Origin of the sequence: Streptomyces sp. NPDC047061 (assembly GCF_040643955.1) — a bacterium.
Lineage (GTDB): Bacteria > Actinomycetota > Actinomycetes > Streptomycetales > Streptomycetaceae > Streptomyces.
Genome location: NZ_JBEYVI010000004.1, coordinates 421,574 through 438,062, shown reverse-complemented (window position 1 = coordinate 438,062; position 16,489 = coordinate 421,574). Strand labels below are relative to the sequence as shown.

At 72.0% G+C, this 16,489-nt stretch carries 12 protein-coding genes; 9 read left to right on the top strand and 3 right to left on the bottom strand.

Annotation, left to right across the window (positions count from 1 at the left end; translation table 11 throughout):
- Window positions 1–231: 231 nt before the first annotated feature.
- A complete protein-coding gene (locus ABZ887_RS10450; RefSeq protein WP_361285654.1) occupies window positions 232–996 on the top strand; it encodes an NPP1 family protein in 765 nt (254 codons plus the stop codon).
- A gap of 174 nt (window positions 997–1,170) precedes the next feature.
- Window positions 1,171–3,144, top strand: a complete 1,974-nt coding sequence (locus ABZ887_RS10445) for an Ig-like domain repeat protein (protein WP_361285651.1) — start codon at window positions 1,171–1,173, stop codon at window positions 3,142–3,144.
- 15 nt (window positions 3,145–3,159) lie between these two features.
- Here ABZ887_RS10445 and ABZ887_RS10440 read toward each other — a convergent pair whose 3' ends face one another.
- Window positions 3,160–4,215: a hypothetical protein gene (locus ABZ887_RS10440; RefSeq protein WP_361285648.1), complete on the bottom strand. Its 1,056-nt coding sequence runs from the start codon at window positions 4,213–4,215 to the stop codon at window positions 3,160–3,162.
- A 420-nt stretch (window positions 4,216–4,635) separates the two neighbouring features.
- Window positions 4,636–5,757 (bottom strand): PP2C family protein-serine/threonine phosphatase, encoded by a 1,122-nt coding sequence (locus ABZ887_RS10435; RefSeq protein WP_361285646.1) that lies wholly within the window; start codon window positions 5,755–5,757, stop codon window positions 4,636–4,638.
- A 142-nt stretch (window positions 5,758–5,899) separates the two neighbouring features.
- Between ABZ887_RS10435 and ABZ887_RS10430 the strand changes: the two genes are divergently transcribed.
- From ABZ887_RS10430 to ABZ887_RS10420, 3 genes are all read left to right on the top strand, one after another.
- Complete coding sequence (locus ABZ887_RS10430; RefSeq protein ID WP_361285643.1) at window positions 5,900–6,340, top strand: hypothetical protein; 441 nt, start codon at window positions 5,900–5,902, stop codon at window positions 6,338–6,340.
- A gap of 202 nt (window positions 6,341–6,542) precedes the next feature.
- Window positions 6,543–7,505 carry a hypothetical protein gene (locus tag ABZ887_RS10425; protein WP_361285640.1) on the top strand — a complete coding sequence of 321 codons (963 nt, stop codon included), beginning with the start codon at window positions 6,543–6,545 and terminating at the stop codon, window positions 7,503–7,505.
- Window positions 7,506–7,619: 114 nt separating this feature from the next.
- Window positions 7,620–8,213 (top strand): HAD family acid phosphatase, encoded by a 594-nt coding sequence (locus ABZ887_RS10420; RefSeq protein ID WP_361285637.1) that lies wholly within the window; start codon window positions 7,620–7,622, stop codon window positions 8,211–8,213.
- Here the strand turns inward: ABZ887_RS10420 and ABZ887_RS10415 are convergent.
- Entirely contained in the window at window positions 8,192–9,604 is a 1,413-nt protein-coding gene (locus tag ABZ887_RS10415; protein ID WP_361285634.1) for a PLP-dependent aminotransferase family protein, read from the bottom strand. The genes ABZ887_RS10420 and ABZ887_RS10415 overlap by 22 nt on opposite strands.
- Window positions 9,605–9,683: 79 nt before the next feature.
- Between ABZ887_RS10415 and ABZ887_RS10410 the strand changes: the two genes are divergently transcribed.
- From ABZ887_RS10410 to metG, 4 genes are all read left to right on the top strand, one after another.
- Window positions 9,684–10,490 (top strand): alpha/beta hydrolase, encoded by an 807-nt coding sequence (locus tag ABZ887_RS10410; protein WP_361285631.1) that lies wholly within the window; start codon window positions 9,684–9,686, stop codon window positions 10,488–10,490.
- A 250-nt stretch (window positions 10,491–10,740) separates the two neighbouring features.
- Window positions 10,741–12,732: an FUSC family protein gene (locus ABZ887_RS10405; protein WP_361285628.1), complete on the top strand. Its 1,992-nt coding sequence runs from the start codon at window positions 10,741–10,743 to the stop codon at window positions 12,730–12,732.
- Between the two features lie 266 nt (window positions 12,733–12,998).
- Entirely contained in the window at window positions 12,999–14,615 is a 1,617-nt protein-coding gene (locus ABZ887_RS10400; RefSeq protein ID WP_361285625.1) for a VWA domain-containing protein, read from the top strand.
- Window positions 14,616–14,741: 126 nt separating this feature from the next.
- Window positions 14,742–16,457, top strand: a complete 1,716-nt coding sequence (metG, locus tag ABZ887_RS10395) for a methionine--tRNA ligase (RefSeq protein WP_361285622.1) — start codon at window positions 14,742–14,744, stop codon at window positions 16,455–16,457.
- Window positions 16,458–16,489: the final 32 nt, after the last annotated feature.

Below are 16,489 nucleotides of genomic sequence, written 5' to 3'. Positions count from 1 at the left end.
TTTCCTGCTGTGCGCGCACGTTGATCAGTTCCGCGAATTGCCGCTCCCTGTTTGACAGAAAGCCCTTCCATTGAACTCTCAACTTGCCAGTCTTGGTCCACGCACCCGGATGTCATGTCCGGGACGAATAGGACCGTACCAACGGACCACGCCCGCGCACAGGCACCCGCCCACACGCAGGCGCAGGCACACGCACGAACAGCACCCCGGACCGTCGACTGGAGCCCCCCGATGTCCCGAAGCAGGACCCGCCGCCTCGGCCGAGCCGCCGCCGTCGCGGGCAGCGCCGCCGCGCTCACCCTCGCCCTCCCCTTCAGCGCCTCCGCGGGCGTGCTCCAGAACCTCCCGGAGAACGCGACCACGTTCCAGAAGTTCTTCGAGCCGCTGTACGACTACGACACGGACAGCTGCTACCCCGCCGCCGCCATCGACCCCGACGGCAACCTCAACGGCGGCCTGAAGCCGACCGGTTCCGTCACCGGCAGCTGCCGCACCGGCCATCTCGACCACGCCAACACCTACTCGCGGGCCAAGTGCAACAACGGCTGGTGCGGGATCATCTACGCCAGCTACTTCGAGAAGGACGAGGCCTCCCCGGGCATCGGGCACCGCCACGACTGGGAGTGCATCGTCGTCTGGGTCAAGCAGGGCGCCGACTACCCGTCGTACCTGTCCGCCTCCCAGCACGGCGACTTCGAGACCGAGGCGGTCGCCGACGTCCCGATGAGCAGCCAGCGCGTCCAGGTCGTCTACCACAAGGACGGCCTGAGCACCCATGACTTCCGGTTCGCCAAGTGGGGCGAGACCCCGGAGAACGACGACGCCGCCTGGCACCAGGAGAACCTGCTCACCTGGGACAACATGGCGTCCAACCTGCGCGACATCCTGAACGCCTCCGACTGGGGCGACGCCAACCTCCCGCTCCAGGACGCGAAGTTCGACGACCACCTCAACAAGGCCAAGCCGAGCGCGATCACGTTCGACCCGTACGCCTGACCAACTCCCGCCCCCCGCCGGTGAATCCCGGATGCCGATTGTCAGTGGCATGACCTAGTCTTCGTTGCATCCGCCACACGCGGCCCACAGAGAACTCACACAAGAGGACTCGCACACTCATGGGCCGCGTTCCGTGGCGCCCACTCACATTCAATCCGGGGGGTTCGAATCAGCGTGCGTATGCGCACCGTCACGGCCGCCACCACTCTGGCCGTCCTCTTCAGCTCCGCCGCCCTGGCCGCCACTCCGGCCTACGCCGACACCAGCGCGCTCCTGCCGGTCAAGTCGCTCGGTGACATCGTCGTCGACGGCGCCCACCAGCAGGTCTTCATCAGCGACCCGGGCAACGGCAAGATCGTCGTCACGGACTACTCGGGCCACGTGCTCAAGCAGCTCACCACCAACCTGTCCGGCGTCGACGGCCTCGAACTGTCCGCCGACTCCGGCACGCTCTACGCGGCCGTCCAGGGCGAGAACGTGATCGCCGTGATCGACACGGCCACCGACACCGAGACCACCCGCTACCAGGTGGGCGACATGCCGCGCAGCGTCGCCCTCGCGGGCGGCAAGCTGTGGTTCGGCTACGGCAACCCGGCAGCCGGCAACATCGGCTCCGTCGACCTGGCGAGCGACCAGCACGAGGTCACCCTCGACCTGGACAACGGCGGCTGGTACAACGCGCCGATCCTGGACGCGGCGCCCGGCTCGGACATCCTGGTGGGCGCGGAGATCGGCGACAGCTCCGGCAAGGTCGTCTCGTACGACGTCACCTCCGGCACGCCGAGCAGGCTGGCCTCCGTCGGCGCCGGCGAGTACACCCGGGAGATCGCGGTCACACCGGACGGCAAGGACGTCATCGTGGCCAGCGGCTATCCGTACTCCCACCCGGTGTTCAAGACCGCCGACCTCAGCGCCGACGGCAGCTACGCCAGCGACACCTACCCGAACGCGGTGGCCGTCGCCCCTGACGGCACGGTCGCGGCGGGCGTCGACGGCTTGTACAACCCGGACATCTTCGTCTACAAGCCGGGCGGTACCACTGCGGTACGGCAGTATGACTTCCCGACCACCGGCAGCAGCAGCGGCGGCGACGAACTCGCCCCCTCCGCCCTCGCCTGGACGCCCGACGCGTCCCGGCTGTTCGCGGTGTCGTACAACAACAACGGCGTCTACTCCCTGCGCGAGTACGACGGTCCGACGAAGGCGGCCACCAGCGTCACCGTGACCGCGCCGTCGTCGGCGACGCGTGCCAAGAAGCTGACCGTCACCGGCAAGGTGACCTCGACGGTCGCGGTCCCGGCCGGCGCGCAGCTCACGGTCACCCGCACCGACCTGGACTCCCCGAACGGCAAGGCGCTGCCCGCGGCGACGCTCAAGGCGGACGGCACCTACTCCTTCACCGACACCCCGCCGGCCGGCGGCAAGGTGACGTACAAGGTCTCCTACGCGGGCGACACCGAGCACGCGGCCGCCTCCGGCAAGGACACCGTCGACGTCTCCCGCGCCAAGCCGACGCTGACGCTGAACAACAACGGCAAGGTGTACGCGTACGGGAAGGACGTGAAGTTCACGGCCCATCTCGGCACGACGTACAAGAACCGCACGGTGGAGATCTGGGCCGACCCGTTCGGCTCGGACAAGCCCAACAAGCTGGCGAAGTCCGGCAAGGTCGACTCGCACGGCAACCTGTCCGTGGTCCTCGACCTCAAGCGGGACACCAAGGTCACCGCGAAGTTCACCGGCGACGCCCGCTGGCAGCCGCGGTCGGTGTCCAGCACGGTGGGCGCGAAGGTCAGCGTCTCCATGACGGTCGACCGCGAGTACAAGACCAAGAAGGTCTGGGGCCAGACCTACCACTACTTCCACAAGACCAAGAACCCGCTGTTCACGACCAAGATGCCGTACTACAGCGGCCGTGCCCAGCGGTTCGACTTCCAGGTCTACTACCAGGGCACGTGGTACTCGGACACCTCGCAGTACTTCGCGCTGGCCACCAGCGGGATCTCCCAGGTCGAGTTCACCGGCAGCCACAAGGACGACGTCGGCTGGCGCTTCCGGGTCCGCTCCGACTACATCAACGGCTCGTCCGGCGACACGGTCAACTCCACGACGTACGGGGCCTGGAAGTACTTCACCTTCACGAGCTGACCGCGTGCCGGTGCCTCAGCTGGTCTGAAGCTGCCGCAGGTGCTGCTGGACGTTCTCCAGCGCACCCTCCCGGCGGCCCGGCACCCGCAGTCTCAACTCCGCGAGCGCGGGCCCGAGTTCACGGGCCCGCGCCGTGTCCTTGATGGCGCCCCACTGGTGGTGGGCGCGGTCCGCGGCCGCCTCGACGGCCGGTGCGTCGGCCGGCTGCCCGGCGGCCAGCCGGGAGTGCGCCACGGTCAGCCAGGTACGGCAGCTGCGCGCCGCGTCGCCGGCGAACATCGCGAGGTCCGCCCGTACCTCGGACCAGTGCAGGGCGTCCTCGCAGGCCGGCCCGTGCACCCGGGCGGCCGCCTCCTCCCAGCGGGCGGCGATCCCGTCCGCCTCGGCGTACCGCCCGTCCCGCACGGCCGCGCTGATGGCGTCGTGGGGATCCCCGCTGTCCGGGGTGTGCGTGCTGAGCAGCAGGTCGGAGGCGAGGTCCGCCCCGAGCCGCGCGAGCACCTGCCGGTGCAGCTCCGCCATCGCCGGCCGGTGCCCGCTCCGCAACACGGTCGCCACGGCCTTCATGTACGACGGTACGGCGACCGCCCGGCGTGCGGCCGGTGGTGCGATCCGCCCGTGCACGGCGTTGTTGCGCCCCGAGTCGAGGGGCGTGGTGAGCAGGTACTGCCAGGTCTCGGGGTCCGCGTGCAGGTCGACGACCAGGGTGGTGGCACCGGGCGGGCGCAGCCGCAGCTCCTCGCGGATCCAGTGCCAGGGCAGGCCGGTGTAGCGGACGGTGGCGGGCGTGGTCCGGGCGAGCGCGAGATGCGGGAGCCGCTGTCTGCGGTCCAGGTGCAGCTGGCCCGTGACGAACACGGTCAGCGGACCGGGGGCGGCCGCCGCGGCCCGCAGCCGGGTCAGTACGGCCTGCGGCTCCAGGGGGTCGGCGAGTTCGACGACGTTGGCGGTCTCGGTGCCGGAGAGTATCGCCGGGGGCACGGCCGCGAGCACGGGGAGCACGGAGGCCGCGTCCACCAGACGCGCTTTGCCTGTCGGCGAGGCCGCGATCAGCAGCACGGTTCCGGGCATCGGACCCTCCCCCTTTGTTCCCCGGCTTCACTTACGTCAGCACGGTAACCGCTGCGCTTGCAAAGCGGAGTGCGCGGGGAAGGTTTGGGCCGGGTTACAACCGCTACGCCCCCCGACACCGCCCACCGGAACCACCCCACCTGCCCCCGCTCCTCTTGACACCTCCGCCCCTTGTTCTTTCCGCCGCGACGGTGCTCAGCAACTTTCTTTCCGTCTCGACGGTGCTCGGCAACCTTCTTTCCGCCGCGACGATGCTCGGCCACGACGGTGGAAGTCGGCGGTGCCGGGCTGCCGGTAGCCGCCGTTGGTCCGTCGGGCTGCTGCGGAGTACAGCACCGTTGTGGCTGGTCGCGCCCACGCGGCGGTAGCCGCACATCGACACAGCCCCGCGCCCCCTTCGGGGCGCTGCAGTACCGCGCTCTAGGAAGTTGCGGCTCGGCGCACCGCGAAGATCGTGGTGTCGTCGGAGAGGTGGCCGTGGGTGTGGCGCAGGACGCTGTCGCGGATGTGGGCGACCAGGTGGGCCGGGTCGGGGGCGGGGGCCTGCGCGGCCGCCTCGGGCAGAACGTAGAACACGCCGTCCGCGTTCCTCGCCTCCGTCACGCCGTCCGTGGTGATGAGGAGCGTCTCGTCGGCGGCGAGGGTGACCGTGAGGGTCGGTGGCGGACCGGTCGCCGGCGTCAGGTCGGCCATCCCCAGGGGGAGTCCGCCGCCCGGCGGCAGCGCCCGTACCCCCGTCGGTCCCACCGCCAGCGGCGGCTCGTGGCCGAAGTTGACGATCTCCACCACATCCGGCGCCCCCGGCGGGAACCCCAGCAGCACCGCGGTCGCGAAGCGGTCCCCGTCGTCGCGGCCCAGCGCCACCGTGTGCCGCCGGTGCCGGACCATCCGGGTCTCCAGCCGGTCGGCCACCGTCGCCAGGTCCCGTTCGTGGTACCCCGCCTCACGGAACGTCCCCAGCAGCGCCGCCGCCGTCTCCACCGCCCCCAGCCCCTTGCCCTGGACGTCCCCGACCAGCACCCGCGTGCCGAACAGCCCCGGCTGGATGTCGTAGAAGTCGCCGCCCACCCGGGCCTCGGTGTCGGCGGCGAGATACACCGCCGCGTGGTCCATCCCGGCCCACCCCGGCGGCAGCGGCCGCAGCACGGTACGCCGGGTCGTCTCGGCGATGTCCCGCATGTGCAGCATCCGCCGTTCGCTGTTCCTGCGGACCGCGCAGGCGAGGATGGCCAGCAGCCCCGCGAAGGCGACCAGGATGAAGTCGGGCAGTCCGGCTTGGTACTGGTGGGGCCAGGCGCTGTCCACGGCGACGTAGTCGAGGACCGACAGCACCGCGAAGACCGCGGTCGCGAAGACCCCGCAGACCGCCGCCGCGATACCGGGGACCAGGACGATCCAGGAGATGATCCGGAACCGCTCCGTGGTGTTGAGGTCGACCGCCGTGATCCCGGCGAGCAGCAGGAGCGGCGCCACCCAGGCGATGCTCCGGCCCCTGGCCCGCAGCAGCTCCTTCCACCGCCGCAGGGCCTGGTGGTCGGTCACGTCAGTCAGGGAAACACGGGCGGGGACGCACCGCACGTCGTACGGGACGGCTCGGGGGACGGGTTCTCGTGCCGACCGACTTGCCAGGGGGTACCCGCAGGTGTGCTCTGGAGGGTGGGGGCGAGGAGAGAGGAGCACGCTCATGGCTCAAGCGGCACCCACGTCCGGCGGTATGCCCCGGGGCGGCCGTACGCCCGACGTGTTCAGCGCGCAGACGCACGCCAGGGCCCGGGTGGCCGTGCCCGTGGTGACCGGGCTGATCTACGGCGACTGGGCCGCGGCGAACCGGCGCAGCGGCGGGCCCATCACCGGCGGGAACCTGCTGTTCGGCTTCCTGTCCGCACTCGTCTTCGCGGTGGTGCTGTTCGCCCTGCTGACCTATGCCCCACGGCTGCGGCGGGAGCTGCACGCGGTGGTGTGGACGGCGTTCGCGGGCATCGCCTTCGGCTTCCTGTACAGCCAGACCGGGGAGTCGGTCCTCAGGTCCGTCGGCATGTCGCTGGCGGTCGCGGCGGTGACGTTCATCCTGATGTTCTACCGGTTCTACACGCACGAGGACGCGGCCGGGAACCGTATCCGGTAGCGGAACCGGATTCGGTAGCGGCGCCGTATCCGGTGGCGGCACCGCCGCCCGGTGGGCGCGGCGTACGCGTGGCCCCGGCCTGGGCCCCGGCCCTCACGGCCGGGGCCGTCGTAGCGCCCGTTCGGCTTGACCTGTGCCCCGCGATGCCCCGAACGGAGTCACACCGCTCGCCTGACCGGCCGCCAGGGGCTTGCCTGGAAGCGTGCCCCCCGTGCCTCCCCGGCCCGCGCCGCGCTCACGTCTTCGGGGCGCCCTGTCGGCCCTGCTGATCGCGCTGGCCTGCCTGCTGCTGCCGTTCGGCGCGCTCGCGGCGTGGGCGGCGTACGGGCTGGCGGACACCGGACAGTACGTCAGCACGATGGCACCGCTGGCCGACGACCCGGACGTCCGGGACGCCGTGGCGGACACCGTCGGCGACGGCATCATGCGCGAGGTGGACGTCGGCCTGCCGATGCGGGGCACGGTGGCGCCGTTCGTGCGCGAGGCGGTCCGTTCCTTCACCCAGACCCGGGCGTTCCGGCTGGCCTGGGACGCCGGCAACCGGGCCACCCACGACGCCGTGCTGCGGGCGCTCCAGGGCGAGCGCGAGGAGCCCGTGACCGTCGACCTCGCCCCGGTCACCGCGCAGGTCAAGGACCAGCTCACCCAGGACCATGTGCCGCTCGCGGCCCGTATCCCGGTCCAGCACACGGCGGTCGCCGTACTCCCGGCCGCCGAACTGGACCGGCTCCGGAAGGGGTTCCACGTGCTCGAAGTCGCCGGCTTCTGGCTTCCCGTCGCGGCCGTCGTCTTCGCGGCCGGCGGCATCGCCGTCGCCGTCCGCCGGCGCCGTGCCGTCACGGCGACCGCGCTGGGCACGGCCCTGGGCGGTGCCCTGCTCGGCCTCGCCCTCTCGGTCGGCCGCCGGCTCACCCTGGCCGACCTGCCGCCGGACGTCTCGCACCCGGCCGCGGCCGCCGTCTACGACGCCCTGACGTCCACCCTCCGCACGGTCGCCTGGCTGCTCGTGGCCCTCGGCCTGACGGTGGCCGCGGCGACCTGGGCCGGCGGACGGCTGCGCCGGCCGAGGTCCCGGGAGGCGCGGCAACCGGCCGCCGGCACAGCCGATTCCGCGTCCCTCAGGGCCGATTCACAGACTTCTGACCAGAACATGCCAGTCACGTAACCGGCTGCTTCTCCGGGGGACACCTGGCGGGCGCCCCGGCCGACCACCGTGGCGGAACGACGGCCACCGGTACGGAACGCCGGCGGCCGATGTGACCTGAGGAGCTCGCACCCGATGAACCGTCCCACCGCGCGCCGAGCCGCCGCCGTCCTCACGGCCGGCCTCGCCCTGTCGTTCGCCGCCGCGCTGCCCGCGCAGGCCGCCGACTCGACCGTCACCGAGGCCCAGTGGCTGTCCGACGTCGCCGCCGTCACCGGCCCCGCGCAGACCTACATCGACAACCGCGCCGCCGCCAACACCTCCGGCGCCAAGCTGGCGATCGTCCTCGACATCGACAACACCTCGCTGGAGACGTACTTCGAGGGCGGCATCACCATCCCTGCCACCCCGCCGGTGCTCGCCCTCGCCCAGGACGCGCACGCCAAGGGTGTCAGCGTCTTCTTCGTCAGCGCCCGCAGCGACCTGTACAACGTGGTGACCAAGGCCAACCTGAAGTCGGTCGGCTACACCGTCGACGGCCTCTACGCGCGCACGGTCGCCCAGCTGCTGACCGAGTCCGTCGCGGACTTCAAGACCTCGCAGCGCAAGGCGATCGAGGCGAACGGCTACGACATCGTCGCGAACATCGGCAACAACACGACGGACCTGTCCGGCGGTTACGCCGACACCACCTACAAGCTGCCGGACTACGACGGCCTGCTGGACTGACCGTCCGCCGGGGGCTGCGGCGGACCGTCCGCCGGGGGCTGCCGCGGACCGTCCGCCGGGGGCTGCCGCGGACCGCGCGCCGCGAGGGCGGCCAGCGTCCGCAGCGCCCCCACCAGCTCCGGCTCCGCCGCCGACGCGAGCCCGAGCCGTACCGCGTCCGGTGTCCGCTTCGGGTCGACGCGGAAGGCGGTACCGGGCGTGACCGCGATCCCGCGGGCGGCCGCGGCCGCCGTGAAAGCGTCCGCCCGCCACGGCTCGGGCAGCTCCCACCAGGCGAAATACCCGTACGGGTCGCCCCGTACGGCGAACCCGTCGAGCACCTCGCGCACGAGCCCCTGCCGCCGCGCGGCCTGCTCCCGCTTCGCCGCCACCAGCCGCGCCACGGTCCCGTCCCCGATCCACCGCACGGCCGCCTCCAGCGCGAACGCCCCCGCGCTCCATCCCCCGGACCGCACGGCGGCCGCCACCGCCGCCACCCGGTCCTCCGGTACGACGGCGAACCCCACGGTGAGACCGGGCGCGACCCGCTTGGAGAGCCCGTCGACGAGATGCACGAGCCGGGGCGCGAGGGCGGCGAGCGGCGGCTCGGGGCCGCGGTGCAGGAACGACCAGATCCGGTCCTCCACCACGGGCAGTCCCAGGTCGCTCACCGCACGCGCCAGCTGGAGGCGGCGCTCGGCCGGAACGGTCACCGAGGTCGGGTTGTGCAGGGTCGGCTGGAGGTAGAGCGCGGAGAGCGGCGCGGCCCGGTGCGCGGCGAGCACGGATTCGACGACGGGCCCCGCCTCGTCCGTCCGCACCGGGACGAGCGTGCCGCCGAGCCGCCCGGTGATCTCCTTGACCAGCGGATACGTCAACGGCTCCACCCCGATCCGGCCGCCCGGCCGCACCAGGGACCCCAGGGTGGCGGCGATGGCCTGCCGGGCGTTGCCGGTGAAGAGGACGCGGCCGGGGTCGGGCCGCCAGTCGCCGGTGGCGAGCAGCCCGGCGGCGGCCTCCCTGGCGTGCGGGGTGCCGTCGGCGGCGCCCGGCCGGAGGGCGGCGGTGAGTGCGTCGGGCCGCAGCAGGGGAGCGAGGGCCGGCGCCAGCAGCTCGGACTGCCCCGGCACGGAGGGGTAGTTGAGCTCCAGGTTGACCCGGGCGGCGCCGTCCTCGACCAGCGCCCGCCCCTCCGGCGCCGCCTGCGCGGCCCGCACGAACGTCCCCCGCCCGACCTCGCCCACCACCAGCCCGCGTCGCACGAGTTCGGCGTACACCCGCCCGGCGGTCGAGGCGGCGATCCCGTGCCGCCGCGCGAACGCCCGCTGCGGCGGCAGCCGTTGCCCGGCCCGCAGCCGCCCCCGCGCGATGTCCAACGCGATCCGGTCCGCGATCCCCCGAAAGTCGTCCACGGTGTCCCCCCATATCCCATTGCACCGAGAGCAAAGATTTTATTGCACCGAGGAGTCGAAGATCCCTAGGGTCGGCCACATGCCCCCCTTCCTCGCACACGACGACAACAGCGACCACCACGACAATCGCCCACACACCACACGAACCCCCCTCCTCCTCATCCACGGCCACCCGTTCGACCGCACGATGTGGCGCCCCCAGCAGCGGGCCTTCGCCCCCACCCGCCGGGTCGTCGCCCCCGACCTGCGCGGCTACGGCGCCTCCCCGGTCACCCCCGGTATCACCCCCCTCTCCCGCTTCGCGGCGGACCTGGAAGAACTCCTCGACGCACTGGACGTGCCCACCTGCGTCCTCGTCGGCCTCTCCATGGGCGGCCAGATCGCGATGGAGTGCTACGACCGCCTCGGCCCCGAGCGCGTCCGGGGCCTGGTCCTGGCGGACACCTTCCCGGACCCGGAGAGCCCGGAGGGCAGACGGACCCGGAACGCCATGGCCGACCGGCTGCTCCGCGAGGGCATGCGCGGCTACGCCGACGAGGTCCTGGAGAAGATGGTCGCGCCGCACGCCCACCCCGACGTGAAGGCCCACGTCCACCGCATGATGACGGCCACGGACCCCGAGGGCGCGGCAGCGGCCCTGCGCGGCCGCGCCGAACGCCCCGACTACCGCCCGCTGCTGACGAAGGTCACGGTCCCGGCCCTGGTGGTGGTGGGCGCGGACGACACATACACCCCCGTCTCCGACGCCGAGGCCATGCACGCCCTCCTCCCCGACGCCACCCTCCGCATCATCGACCGCGCATCCCACCTGCCGAACCTGGAACGCCCGGAGGAGTTCAACCGGGCACTGGAGGAGTTCCTGCCCCGGGCGGACGAGGATTCCTGACCCCTCACGACGGACACACCGACGAACACACGGGTCGACCCCCGAATCCGAAAGCCGATCAGCCCCTCCCGACCCGCCCGGCGCCCGAGGACGACAACCGGCCCGCACCCCCACTTTCCAGCCCGTCCGGCGTTTGAGGACGAGGCCGTTCAGGCCGATGCGGGGGTCCGGGGGCGGCAGCCCCCGAACCGGCCCGCGCCCTCCTCGTGGGCATCACCCTCCATCAGGCACCGCCCCTGATAATGGGCGCATGTCCCGCGAGTTCCCCATCGGCCTCACCCCTCCCGACTGGCTGGTAAGGAACCTCCGGCCGCAGCAGGCAGCCCCCCTCAACTGGGCCGCCCTCGCCCGCGCCGCCCTCGGCATGGCGCTCCCGCTCGCCGTCGGGCTCGCGGTAGGACAGCCCGCCTACGGCGCACTCGCCTCGATGGGCGCCCTGTCCGGCGTCATCGGCGACACCGCCGACGCCTACCGGATGCGGATCCTCAACATCGCGGTCCCGCAGCTCTTCGGCGCCGTCGGCGTCACCGCCGGCTCCCTGGTCTACGGCCAGGGCTGGCTGACGGTCGCCGTCATCACCGGCATCGCCCTGCTCTCCGGGATGATCTCGACGATCGGCGCGGTGTCCTCCGTCTCCGGCCTGCTCCTCCTGCTCAACTCCGTGATCGGCGCGGGCCTCCCGCTGCCCGGCGCCTGGTGGCTCACCCCGGTACTGATGACCGGCGGCGGCCTGCTGGTCCTCCTCCTCGCCCTGCTGGCCTGGCCGCTGCGCTCGGGCGTACCGGAACGCTCCGCGGTCGCCGCCACCTACCGCACGGTCGCCGACCTGCTGTCCGTCAGCGACTCCGACGACGCCGAGGCGTACGACCGCGCCCGGCACACCGTCACCCAGTCGCTGAACCAGTCGTACGACCTGATCCTGGCCCGGCGCGCCCGGTACCGCGGCCGCAGCAGCGAACTCACCCGCATGCTCGCCCAGTTGAACGCGATCACCCCGGTGGTGGAGGCCGCCCCCGCCGTCCGGCTCGCCCGGCAGGCCGGAAAGCCGCTGCCGCCCGAGGTCCCGGCCGCGGTCCTGCACATCGCCGACGCCATCGAGACCGGCTACACCGGCCCGATAGGGCTCGACCTGCCCACGCCGGTCAACGAGACCGGCCGCGCCGTAGACCACGCCCTGCGGCACGTGGCCGAGGTCGCCACCACCCCCGCGTCGACCCTCCCCCACTCTCGGCTTCGCTCGAGCGGGAGGGACCCCCATGGCATCGACGACCGCCTGGGCCTCCCCGCCGCCCTCGGCATCCGCACCGCCCGGGCCGCCCGCAACGTGGTCCTCTCCGCCAACTCCTGGCGCTACGGCATCCGCCTGGCCCTGTGCATCGGCATCGCGCAGGCCCTGGTCTCCCTGGTCCCGGTCCCGCGCTCCTACTGGGTCGCCCTGACCATCACCTTCGTCCTCAAGCCCGACTTCGGCTCGGTGTTCTCCCGGGCGCTGCTGCGCGCGGTCGGCACGGTGGCGGGCCTGGTGGTGGCGGCGACGGTCCTCACTGTCGTACCGCGCGGCTGGTGGGACGTACCGGTGATGATGGTCCTGGCCCCGCTGGTCCCGGCCCTGACCCCGCGCGGCTACGGCTTCCAGACGGCGGCCGTCACCCCGGTCATCCTGCTCCTCTCCGACGTACTGAACCACCAGGGCACGGCGCTGCTCCTGCCCCGCCTCCTCGACTCCCTGATGGGCTGCGCGATCGCGCTGATCGCCGGGTACCTGCTCTGGCCGGAGAGCTGGCGCACCCGGGTCGGCGACCGCCTGGCCGACGCGGTGGCGGACACCGCGGCCTATGTGGAGCTGGCTTTCGATCCGAGCGCCAACCCCGCCGCCCGTGCCCGGCTGCGCCGCCGGCTCTACCGCGACCTGTCCGTCATCCGCACCGAGTTCCAGCGCGCCCTGACCGAGCCGCCGCCCACCGGGCGCCGGGCGGCCGCCTGGTGGCCCCTGGTCGTCGCGGTGGAACGCATCGTCGACGCGACGACGGCGGCCCGGGTCCGGGTCCGGCACGGAGCACCGCCCCCGGACCGGGCCGAGGTCGACCAGGTGGCCCTGCAACTGCGCGAGCTGGCGGAGGGCGTCCGCCGCTCGGAGACCCTCGTCGCGGTCCGCACGGACCTCACGGGCCCCCCGGACAGCGTCCTGGAACCCCTGCGCCAGGAGGTGGCGGCGGCCAGAGCGATTGCCTCCCCCCACTGAGCACATCCGTACTTTACTCTCCCCTTGCCAACCCTTGACACAAGCGTGATGACAGGGACGGGGCGACGCACCCGAACGGCCGCCGAGTGAAGGTGAGGTGAACTGAACCAAGCCGAGGGCTACTTGACGACAGGCTGGGACTCGACCGCCGTACGCCCGACAGGAGTCATCGACCCTCCCCAAGATCGCAACCTGGGGCCGCTAACCTTACGTGTCCGTCCTGGCCAGCGATTGACGGGTATCAACTCACGCGAAGGGTTGCGCACATGGGCATTCTCACTCTCCTGCGGAACGCATTCGGCAGGTCGCGAAAGCCGCGCCCTGCCGAGGCAGAGGGTGCGGACCAGCTCCCCTCGCAGTCCACGCCGGCCCCGGCGGCTCCGCAGAAGACCCCGGAACCGGAAACCCCGGCCGCGGTCCCGGAGCCCCGCCCGGCAACGACCGACGAACACGATCTGGTCTCAGCAGCTTTCGACAACGTAACGGTTCCGAAGCAGGCGACCCGCCTGATCGAGCCGGAGGTGGCGGTCGACACGACGGAGACCGCACCCGAGCCGAAGCCGACGGCCGAGGCAACCACCGAGCCCGCGACAGAGGCGAAAGCCGAGCCACAGGCCGACGCGACGGCTGAGGCCGAGGCAGAGGCTGAGGTCGACGTGACGGCTGAGGCTGAGGCCGAGGCCAAGGCCGAGCCGACGGCTGAGGCAGAGGCAGAGCCGACGGCTGAGGTCGAGGCTGAGGCAGAGGCGAAGCCCGAGGCCGAGCCGGTCGCGAAGTCGGACGCCGAAGCCGACCCGGAGCCGGTCGCCGAGCCGGAGCCGGTCGCCGAGCCGGAGCCGGTCGCCGAGGCGACTCCCGAGACCGAGACCGAGCCGACAGCGGAGCCGGTGGCCGACGCCGCGGCTGAGGCTGAGGCCACGGCCGAACCGGTGGCAGAAGCCGAACCGGCAGCAGAGGTGACCGAGGAGCCGACCCCGGAGCCGACGGCCGAAGTGGCCGAACCGGCCGCGGCGGCCGAGCCCCAGTCCGACCCCGAGCCGGTGGCCGAAACCGTCGCGGAACCCACCCCCGACACCGCCACCGAAACCACTCCCGAAGCCGCCCCCGAAACCGCTCCCGAACCGGTCGCGGCGGCAGCCGGCACCGCCGCCCCGGAACCCGTCGCGGCCGCCGACGGCGAATCCGCCCCGCAGGGGCCACCCGCACCCGACGACGAGACCGTCACGGGTGGTGCGGGTGGGCACACCCCGGCCGACGGCGAAGCCGAGGCCGCGCTCGCCAAGGCCGGCCTCACCGGCACCCACGCCGCCACCTACCTCGTCCTCGACCGCTCCGCGAGCATGCGCCCGTACTACAAGGACGGCTCCGCCGCGGCCCTCGCCGACCAGACCCTCGCCCTCGCCACCCGCCTCACCCCGGCCGGCGAGACCCCCTCCGTGCACGTCGTCTTCTTCTCCACCGAGGTCGACGGCACCACCGACCTCACCCCCGCCTCCCCCGAGAACGCGATCGACGAGGCGCACGCCGGCCTCGGCCGCATGGGCCGTACCAGCTACCACGCAGCCGTCGAGGCCGTACTCGCGCACTACGACAAGCACCACGACAAGGACGCCACCCCGGCCGCCCCCGCCCTCGTCGTCTTCCAGACCGACGGCGCCCCGGACGCGAAGACCCCCGCCACCCAGGCCCTCACGGACGCCGCGAAGTCCCACCCCGCCGTCTTCTTCTCCTTCGTCGCGTTCGGCGAGCACGAGAACAAGGCCTTCGACTACCTCCGCAAGCTGAAGACCGGCAACGCGGCCTTCTTCCACGCGGGCCCGACCCCCCTGGAGCTCACGGACGCCGAGCTCTACGACGGTCTCCTGATCGACTGGCGCCCCTGACCCCTCGGAACCAACGCTGCCGCCCGCTTCTCACCCGATAAAACGGGAAGCGGGCGGCATACACATGTCGGCTACGATTTCAAGGTTCGCAATAGCAGCAACAGACCGACCTGGGAGCAGCCCCCGATGGCTCGACACCTCATCACCAGCGCCCTTCCGTACATCAACGGGATCAAGCACCTGGGCAACATGGTGGGGTCCATGCTCCCGGCGGACGTGTACTCCCGGTACCTCCGCCAGCGCGGCCACGACGTCCTCTACATCTGCGCGACCGACGAGCACGGCACCCCCGCCGAGCTCGCGGCGAAGGAGCAGGGCCTCCCGGTGGACGTGTTCTGCGCCCAGGCGCACGACGCCCAGAAGGCGGTCTACGACGGCTTCGCACTCGCGTTCGACTACTTCGGCCGCAGCTCCAGCACCGAGAACCGCGAGATCACCCAGCACTTCGCCCGCCGCCTGAACGAGAACGGCTTCATCGAGGAGCGGGCGATCCGCCAGGTGTACTCCCCGGTCGACGGCCGTTTCCTCCCGGACCGCTACGTCGAGGGCACCTGCCCGCACTGCGGCTACGACAAGGCCCGCGGCGACCAGTGCGAGAACTGCACCCGCGTCCTGGACCCGACCGACCTGATCAACCCGCGGTCGGCGATCTCCGGCTCCACGGACCTGGAGATCCGCGAGACCAAGCACCTCTTCCTCCTCCAGTCCAAGCTCCAGCACGAGGTCGAGGAGTGGGTCTCCCGCCACGAGGACGACTGGCCGCAGCTGGCCTCCTCGATCGCCCGCAAGTGGCTGACCGAGGGCCTGCACGACCGTGCGATCACCCGTGACCTGGACTGGGGCGTGCCCGTCCCGGCCGACACCTGGCCGGAGCTGGCCGCCGAGGGCAAGGTCTTCTACGTCTGGTTCGACGCCCCGATCGAGTACATCGGCGCGACGAAGGAGTGGTCGGACCAGGACCCGGAGAACCGGGACTGGAAGTCCTGGTGGTACGACGTGGACACCACCGTCCGCTACACGGAGTTCATGGCGAAGGACAACGTCCCGTTCCACACGGTGATGTTCCCGGCCACCGAGCTCGGCGTCCGCGAGCCGTGGAAGAAGGTCGACTTCGTCAAGGCCTTCAACTGGCTCACGTACTACGGCGGCAAGTTCTCCACCTCGCAGAAGCGCGGTGTCTTCACCGACCAGGCCCTCGACATCCTGCCCGCCGACTACTGGCGGTACTTCCTCATCGCCAACGCCCCCGAGTCGGACGACTCGTCCTTCACCTGGGAGCACTTCACGGCGACGGTGAACAAGGACCTGGCCGACACCCTCGGCAACTTCGTCAACCGCGTCCTGTCCTTCTCGAAGAAGCGCTTCGGCGAGGAGGTCCCGGCCGGCGGCGAGCCCGGCGAGGCGGAGGCGAGGCTCGGCGAGGAGATCGCCGCGCTCCTCGCCGAGTACGAGTCCCACATGGAGTCCCTCCAGTTCCGCAAGGCCGCCGCGGCCCTGCGCGCCCTGTGGTCGGCCGGCAACTCCTACCTGGAGGAGAAGGCCCCCTGGCTGGAGATCAAGACGGACAAGGACGGCGCCGCCCTCACCCTGCGCACGGCGATGAACCTGATCCACCTCTACTCGGTGGTCTCGGAGCCCTTCATCCCGGCGACGGCGAAGACGATGCGCGAGGCGTTCGCCCTGGCCGACGACACCACGACCTGGGTCACCGCCGACGAGGCGAAGGCACTGGCCTCCGTCCCGGCCGGCACCCCCTTCACCGTGCCCCCGGTGCTGTTCGCGAAGCTCACGGACGAGGACCTGGAGACGTACAAGGAGCGCTTCGGCGGCACGGACGCCTGACGCCGTCCGACGCCCGCGCACACACCACCGGA